The sequence below is a fragment of the Pseudomonas sp. genome (assembly GCF_049590575.1).
In the GTDB taxonomy this organism is placed as follows: domain Bacteria; phylum Pseudomonadota; class Gammaproteobacteria; order Pseudomonadales; family Pseudomonadaceae; genus Aquipseudomonas.
Genome location: NZ_JBAWDE010000046.1, coordinates 19708 through 27035, shown reverse-complemented (window position 1 = coordinate 27035; position 7328 = coordinate 19708). Strand labels below are relative to the sequence as shown.

Sequence of the window (7328 nt, the reverse complement as noted above, 5' to 3'; positions counted from 1 at the left end):
GAGCTGGCTTGCCAGCGAAGCAGGCGACTCGTTACATCAGTGAAGCCGAGGTGATGCAATCGCAGGCAAGCCAGCTCCCACAGGGATTGCGTCAAACCGGGGGCAGGCGTTCCAGGCCGATAAACGGGCAGGCTTCGAGCAGGGCGCTCAAGCGTGCGCCGTCTGGCAGTTGCAGGTCGGCGGGCGCGACTTCGGCCAGCGGGTACAGCACAAAAGCCCTCAGGTGCATCTGGTAGTGCGGCACCTTGAGACGCGGCTCGTCGATCAGGCGCTCGCCAAACAGCAAGATGTCCAGGTCCAGGGTGCGCGGGCCCCAACGTTCAAGGCGCTCGCGGCCTTGGTCGTTTTCGATGGTTTGCAGGGCATCCAGCAGCTCCAGCGGCGTAAGGTCGCTGTCCAGGGCGGCAACCGCATTGGTGTAGCGCGGTTGGCCCGGGAGCAGGGAGTCACTCTGATAGAGGGCCGATACGCCGGCGACGCGGGTGCCGGGCAATTGCGCCAGCGCGGCGATAGCGCTGCGCAATTGCTGATCCGGGGCAGCCAGGTTGCTGCCCATGCCGATGTAGATACGTTCCACGTTTATTCGCCCGCGGCGCCCGAGGCATCGGCGGACGTGCGTTTGCGCTTGCTGGAGCTGCGACGACGCTTTTTCGGCCCATCGCTGGCGCCATCACCTTTGCTGCCGAGGTCACGAATCATGTCGCGGCGTTGGCTGTCATTGGCGTCCTGGTAGTCGGTCCACCATTCGCCCAGGCCGTCGGTCTGCTCGCCGGCGCTTTCACGCAGCAGCAGGAAATCGTAGCCGGCGCGGAAGCGCGGGTTGTCCAGCAACAGGTCGGCGCGCTTGCCGCTGCGGCGTGGCAGACGCTCCTGCATGTCCCAGATCTCGCGGATCGGCAGGGTAAAGCGTTTGGGGATGGCGATGCGTTGGCACTGCTCGGCGATCAGCTCGTGGGCCGCTTCCTGCATGGCCGGAATCGGCGGCATGCCACGGTCTTGCAGGCGCAGTACGCGTTTTGGCAAGGCCGGCCACAACAGGGCGGCAAACAGGAAGGCCGGGGTCACCGGCTTGTTCTGTTTGATGCGCAAGTCAGTGTTGATCAACGCTTCGCTGATCAGCGTGTGGGTGTAGGTCGGGTTGTATTCCAGCGCTTCGGCGCTGGCCGGAAACAGTGGATCGAACAGCTGCAGGTCGACGAGCATTTCGAAGGTGTCGGCGGCGTAGCCCGAAAGGAACAGCTTGAGCACTTCTTCGAACAGTCGCGCCGAAGGAATCTCGCGCAGCATCGGTGCCAGTTCGCGGATCGGAGCGGCGGTGTGCTTTTCGATGCCAAAGTTGAGCTTGGCGGCGAAACGCACGGCCCGCAGCATGCGCACCGGGTCTTCCTGGTAACGCTGCGTCGGGTCGCCGATCAGGCGGATCAGGTTGTTGCGAATGTCGTGTACGCCGTTGGCGTAGTCGAGGATGCGCTCGCTGACCGGGTCGTAATACAGGGCGTTGATGGTGAAGTCGCGGCGCTGCGCGTCTTCTTCCAGGGTGCCGTATACGTTGTCACGCAGGATGCGCCCACTTTCGTTGCGGGAAGACTGATTGGTGTCTTCCTCCTCATCGTTTTGCGGGTGGCCGGCGCGGAAAGTCGCGACCTCGATGATTTCGCGGCCAAAGTGGATGTGCACCAGCTTGAAGCGGCGGCCGATGATTCGCGCATTGCGAAACTCGGCGCGTACTTGCTCAGGCGTAGCGCTGGTGGCGACGTCGAAATCCTTCGGCGTGATGTTGAGCAGCATGTCGCGTACACAGCCGCCCACCAGATAAGCCTGGTAGCCGGCGTTCTGCAAACGTTCGACGATGTTCACTGCATAACGGCTGAATTGGGCGCGCTGCAATGAATGCTGATTGCTGTTAAGCACTTCAGGCGTGCTGCGAATGTGCTGCGTACGACGCAAGGGGGAACGGAATGACTGGAACAACTTCTTCAGCATGGGATGCACTGTTTGAAGGAATGTTCGGCCATAACGAAGAATGACCGCATGATGGGCCGGGATTCTAGCATTTAGTCGGGGGATGGTGTAGGAACAAGCTGAGGCGTTGCGCCATAAGCCTTAAATCGTCAAATCCCGGTGCTATACGCCGGAAACTACAAGGGGAGCCGAAGCTCCCCCAGAAGTAGTTGCGTGCTCTATTTTTATTATGGGTTGCGGGCTTTTTGTTTTTGTTGATCGCCCTCGCCACGAAGCTTCACCTTCATGACACTCCCAATCGGGAGCCAAGAGCAAACGGATTGCTTTGGTCGCTGTGTTGCTGATCTACGATCCAACCAGTTCAGGCTCTGCCTTAGGGCAGTTTTTGTTGTTCTCGGCCTGGTTGCGGGGCAAGCCCCAAATGCAACGCCTCTCCAAAAGAATCAGTTAGCTGCGCCTCCGCCGTGTTGTTTTTATTGTGCGTGAGTCGATTCGTCTTATTTTTATTGTCTTGTACAAAGCTTGTTATTGTTTTTGTACTAAGCATATAGCAGGGTGCGTGCCAACTTTTGTGCCGCCCAGCAAAATCGGGGGGTTGAGGGGATTTCGGGTTTTTGACAGGCGAAAAAAAGCCGGGGCTTCGTTACCGTAAGCCCCGGCTTTTGTTACGTGGAAATCCAGCGGTAACAGTTTTTTCACATCAGAGGGTGTTACCTGTGGGGGCGCACCCTCAACTCTCGCTGGCCACCCCGGTCTTGCGCCGTGGGATACCCAGGCGCTGGCGCCGTTCCCACAAGCATTTACGGCTCACGCCGAGTTTGCGCGCCAGTTCGGTCTCGGTCATGTGGTCTTGGTGCTCGAGGACGAAATGCTGGAAGTAGTCTTCCAGTGACAAATCCTCGGTTGGCTCATGGCTGGTATTGCTCCCGCCGCCCTGTTGTGGGGCCAGGCCGATGAAGTCGTCGTCTTCAAGATCGCTGAGTTCGATATCGATACCCAGCAGCTCGGCGGAAATTTCCGGGCTTTCCGACAGAATCACCGCGCGCTCGACCGCATTCTCCAGCTCACGCACGTTGCCCGGCCAGGAGTAATGCCGGATTGCCTGCTCGGCGTCCGGGGCAAACTTGAGATCAGTACGGTTGATGCGCGCGCTCTGGCGCAGCAAGAACGCCTGGGCGATTTCATTGACGTCGGCGCCACGTTCGCGCAAGGCCGGCAGCTTGAGGGCAATCACGTGCAGGCGGTAATACAAGTCTTCGCGGAACTGGCCGATCTTGGCCAGGCTTTTCAGGTCGCGGTGGGTGGCCGCGATCAGGCGCACATCGACCTTCTGCGACTGCACCGAGCCTACGCGACGAATTTCGCCTTCCTGCAACACACGCAGCAAACGCGCCTGGGCTTCCAGGGGCAATTCGCCGATTTCGTCGAGAAACAAGGTGCCGCCGTCCGCCGCTTCGACCAGACCGGCACGCCCGGCGCTGGCGCCGGTAAACGCGCCTTTTTCGTGGCCGAACAGTTCGGACTCGATCAGGGATTCAGGGATCGCGGCGCAGTTGACCGAGATCATCGGTGCCTTGGCGCGTTTGGACAGGTTGTGCAGCGCGCGTGCCACCAGTTCTTTACCGGTGCCCGATTCGCCCTGGATCAATACATTGGAATCGGTTGGCGCTACTTTGCGGATCTTGCTGTACAGATCCTGCATAGGAGGGCAGGAGCCGATGATGCCGATCTCGCCGTTGCTGTTGTCGACGCCCGGCTTGTCTGCGCCATTGGCGGCTTTGCCGGCAGGCCGTTGTTCGACGGGCGTGCTGCTGGCCGACTGGCGGTCACGCAGGATGCGCGCCACGGCCTGGAGCATTTCATCGTGGTCGAAGGGCTTGGCGATGTAGTCCACCGCGCCCATTTTCATCGAGTCCACTGCCGAACGCAGGCTGGCATAGCTGGTCATGATCAGCACCGGCGTGCCCTGGCCCAGCTTGATCAGCTCGGTGCCGGGTGCGCCGGGCAGGCGCAGGTCACTGACAATCAGGTCGAACGTGGGAATGCTGAATCGCTCTTGCGCTTCCTGCACCGAGCCGGCTTCGCTGACCTGGTACTGATTACGTTCAAGCAGGCGTCGCAAGGCAGAGCGGATAATGGTTTCGTCTTCGACGATCAAAATGTGCGGCATTGATTCAATTCTCTCGACGGTCTCAGTTCACAGCGGACGTCGCTTCGACATGACGCGGCAAGGTCACCCGAATACGGGTGCCGCGTTGGCTTTCGGTGTCAGCCGGGCTGTCGATGGTGATTTGTCCATAATGCTCTTCAACGATGGAATAGACCAGTGCAAGGCCCAGACCGGTTCCTTCGCCTGGGTCCTTGGTGGTGAAGAAGGGTTCGAACAATCGGTCCATGATGTTCTGTGGAATACCGCTGCCTTCATCTTCGACAATCAGGTCGACCGTGTGCTCGAAAGCCTCGGTCTTGACCCGTATCGCGCTGCCGGCAGGTGTTGCATCGCGTGCGTTGGACAGCAGGTTGATCAGCACCTGGGCCAAGCGTTGTGAATCGCCGTCGACCCAATGGTCGGGATCGCACAAATTGTAGAACTGTACTTCGAAATTTCGCCGATTCAAGGCCAGCAGCCCAATGGCATCCTGCGCCACTTCGGCCAGGCACACCGCTTCGTCTTGATTCTGATGCGCGCCGGCATGGGCGAAACTCATCAGCGACTGCACGATGCGCGAAACGCGTTTGGTCTGCTCGAGGATCTGCCCGCTGATCTCGGTGATTTCGCCGTCTTCTTCGCGCTCTTCCCGCAGATTTTGCGCCAGGCAGGCGATGCCGGTGATCGGGTTGCCGATTTCATGGGCCACGCCGGCTGCCAGGCGACCAATGCTGGCCAGGCGCTCGGAGTGCACCAGCTTGTCTTCGAGCATCTGGGTGTCGGTCAAATCCTCGACAAGTAATACCAGGCCGCTGTTGCCAGGGGCCAGCGGCTCGTCGATGGCGGCTTTGTGCAGGTTGAGCCAGCGCGTCTGGCCATCCAGGGCCAGGTGTTGTTTGTGCAAATGCTCATCGGGCAGGTCGATGAAACCTTGCAGCAGTTCTTTCCACGGGTCGCCAAGGGTGTTCAGGCGCGAGCCCACCACCCGTTGCGCGGCGATGCCGGTGAGTTCTTCCATGGCTTTATTCCACATCAGGATCTCTTGGTCCTTGGCCAGGGAGCACACGCCCATCGGCAGCTCCTGCAGGGTCTGGCGGTGGTAACGGCGCAGGGCATCGAGTTCGGCGGCGAGGCCGGTGAGGCGTGAGTGGTAGTCCTCTAGCCGGCTCTCGATGAAATGGATGTCTTCGGTGACGTAGTTTTCGCCGCCGGCCTTGTAGGGCAAAAAGGTTTCCACCATGTCCTGGGACACGCTGGGCCCCATCAGCCCGGACAGGTTGGCCTCGATACGGTCGCGCAGACGGCGCAGGGCGTACGGGCGGCGTTCGTCAAACGGCAGGTACAGATCACGCAGCGCTTGCTCGACTTCCTTCTGCGCAGCCTTGGCGCCCAGGGGTTTGGCCAGTTGCGTGGCAAATTCCTGGGGCGAGGCCGCATGCAGCTCGCGGCGTTGCGGGCGGCGTACGTTGTCCACCGCGCAGGCCTCGGCGGCGCTGGTTTCTTCGGGGCTGGCATTGGTGAACAGCGAAATCAGGGTGAACATCAGCACGTTGGCCGCCAGTGAGGCAATCGCCGCCATGTGCCAGCTGGTATCGTCCAGCACGTAAATCATATTCAGCAACGGAATATAGAAACCCTGCAGATTGCCGACCAACGGCAGCAGCATGGTGACCATCCACACCAGGATCCCGGCCAGCAGCCCGGCGATAAACCCGCGTCGGTTGGCGGTCGGCCAGTACAGCACCGACAACACGCCCGGCAGGAACTGCAGGGTCGCCACGAACGCGACGATGCCCAGGTTCGCCAAGTCTTGGCCGGCACCCAGCAGCAGGTAGAACCCGTAGCCGGCCATGATGATCGCGACGATCAGCGCGCGGCGCGTCCATTTCAGCCAGCGGTAGATATTGCCTTCGGCCGGTGGCTGATACAGCGGCAGTACCAGGTGGTTGAGCGCCATGCCTGAAAGCGCCAGCGTAGTGACAATGATCAGCCCGCTCGCCGCCGACAAGCCGCCGACGTAAGCCAGCAACGCCAGGGATTTGCTGTTGGCGGCAATGCCGACGCCAAGGGTGAAGTATTCGGGGTTAGTGGTTGCCCCCAGCTTGAGGCCAGCCCATAGAATCAGCGGCACCGCCAGGCTCATCAGCAGCAGGAACAGCGGCAAGCCCCAGCTCGCGCTGACCAGCGAGCGCGGGTTGAGGTTCTCGGTGAAGGTCATGTGGTACATGTGCGGCATCACGATAGCCGAGGCGAAAAACACCAACAGCAGCGTGCGCCACGGGCCTTCCTGCAGCGGCGTGTGCAGGGCGGCCAGTGCGGTCTGGTTTTGCAGCAGCCACAGCTCCAGCTGCTGCGGACCGTCGAATACGCCGTAGAGCGCATAGAGGCCGACCCCGCCGATGGCGATCAGCTTGATCACCGACTCGAAGGCGATCGCAAACACCAGGCCTTCGTGTTTCTCGCGGGTGGCGATATGGCGTGAGCCGAAGAAAATCGTGAACAGCGTGATCAGCCCGCAAAAGGCCAGGGCCACGCGATGTTGCACGGGCTCGCGGGTGAGGATGCTGATGGAGTCGGCCACCGCCTGGATTTGCAGGGCCAGCAGCGGTAACACGCCGAGCAGCATGAAAATCGTGGTCAGCGCGCCGGCCCAGGTGCTGCGAAAGCGGAACGCAAACAAATCGGCCAAAGATGACAGCTGATAGGTGCGGGTAATCTTCAGGATCGGGTACAGCAATACCGGCGCCAGCAGAAACGCGCCGGACACGCCAAGGTAGCTCGACAGAAAACCATAACCGTACTGGTAGGCCAGGCCGACCGTGCCATAAAACGCCCAGGCGCTGGCGTATACGCCGAGGGACAAGGTGTAGGTCAGCGGATGGCGAATGATCGCCCGCGGGATCATTCCGCGCTCACTGATCCAGGCAACGCCGAACAACGCCGCCAGGTAGGCGGCGCTGATCAGCAGCATCTGGGTGAGGCTAAAGCTCATCGGCATCTTTTTGGCTCTGCAGGATAAAGGTCACGACAATCAGGATCAGCCACAGCAGATAAGGGCGATACCAGGCGCCCGTGGCGTCGATCCACCAATCCATGATGGCGGGGGAAAACAGGTAGATCCCGACGACCAGCAGCAGGACCAATCGATAGATGTACATGTTGGCCTCTGAGTTAAAAACTGCGGCGATGGTAACGGATGGTTGGCAAGCTGCAAGCG

Annotated in this window: 5 protein-coding genes; all 5 read right to left on the bottom strand. The window is 60.5% G+C overall.

From position 1 onward, the window contains the following. Positions 1–91: 91 nt before the first annotated feature. Positions 92–577 carry a 2-amino-4-hydroxy-6-hydroxymethyldihydropteridine diphosphokinase gene (gene folK, locus WBR57_RS03490; protein ID WP_424082144.1) on the bottom strand — a complete coding sequence of 162 codons (486 nt, stop codon included), beginning with the start codon at positions 575–577 and terminating at the stop codon, positions 92–94. 2 nt (positions 578–579) lie between these two features. Continuing rightward, a complete protein-coding gene (locus tag WBR57_RS03485) occupies positions 580–1983 on the bottom strand; it encodes a polynucleotide adenylyltransferase PcnB (RefSeq protein ID WP_106579242.1) in 1404 nt (467 codons plus the stop codon). A gap of 709 nt (positions 1984–2692) precedes the next feature. Then, positions 2693–4132 (bottom strand): sigma-54-dependent transcriptional regulator, encoded by a 1440-nt coding sequence (locus tag WBR57_RS03480; RefSeq protein ID WP_424082142.1) that lies wholly within the window; start codon positions 4130–4132, stop codon positions 2693–2695. Positions 4133–4154: 22 nt separating this feature from the next. Next, entirely contained in the window at positions 4155–7109 is a 2955-nt protein-coding gene (locus WBR57_RS03475; protein ID WP_424082140.1) for a sensor histidine kinase, read from the bottom strand. Further along, positions 7093–7269: a hypothetical protein gene (locus tag WBR57_RS03470; RefSeq protein WP_003176118.1), complete on the bottom strand. Its 177-nt coding sequence runs from the start codon at positions 7267–7269 to the stop codon at positions 7093–7095. Before WBR57_RS03470 ends, WBR57_RS03475 begins: the two co-directional genes overlap by 17 nt. Between the last annotated feature and the right edge of the window lie 59 nt (positions 7270–7328).

Coding starts and splice junctions, on each gene's coding strand:
- WBR57_RS03470 (WP_003176118.1), bottom strand. CDS start 7,269: ATGTACATCTATCGATTGGTCCTGCTGCTGGTCGTCGGGATCTACCTG.
- WBR57_RS03480 (WP_424082142.1), bottom strand. CDS start 4,132: ATGCCGCACATTTTGATCGTCGAAGACGAAACCATTATCCGCTCTGCC.
- WBR57_RS03475 (WP_424082140.1), bottom strand. CDS start 7,109: ATGCCGATGAGCTTTAGCCTCACCCAGATGCTGCTGATCAGCGCCGCC.
- WBR57_RS03485 (WP_106579242.1), bottom strand. CDS start 1,983: ATGCTGAAGAAGTTGTTCCAGTCATTCCGTTCCCCCTTGCGTCGTACG.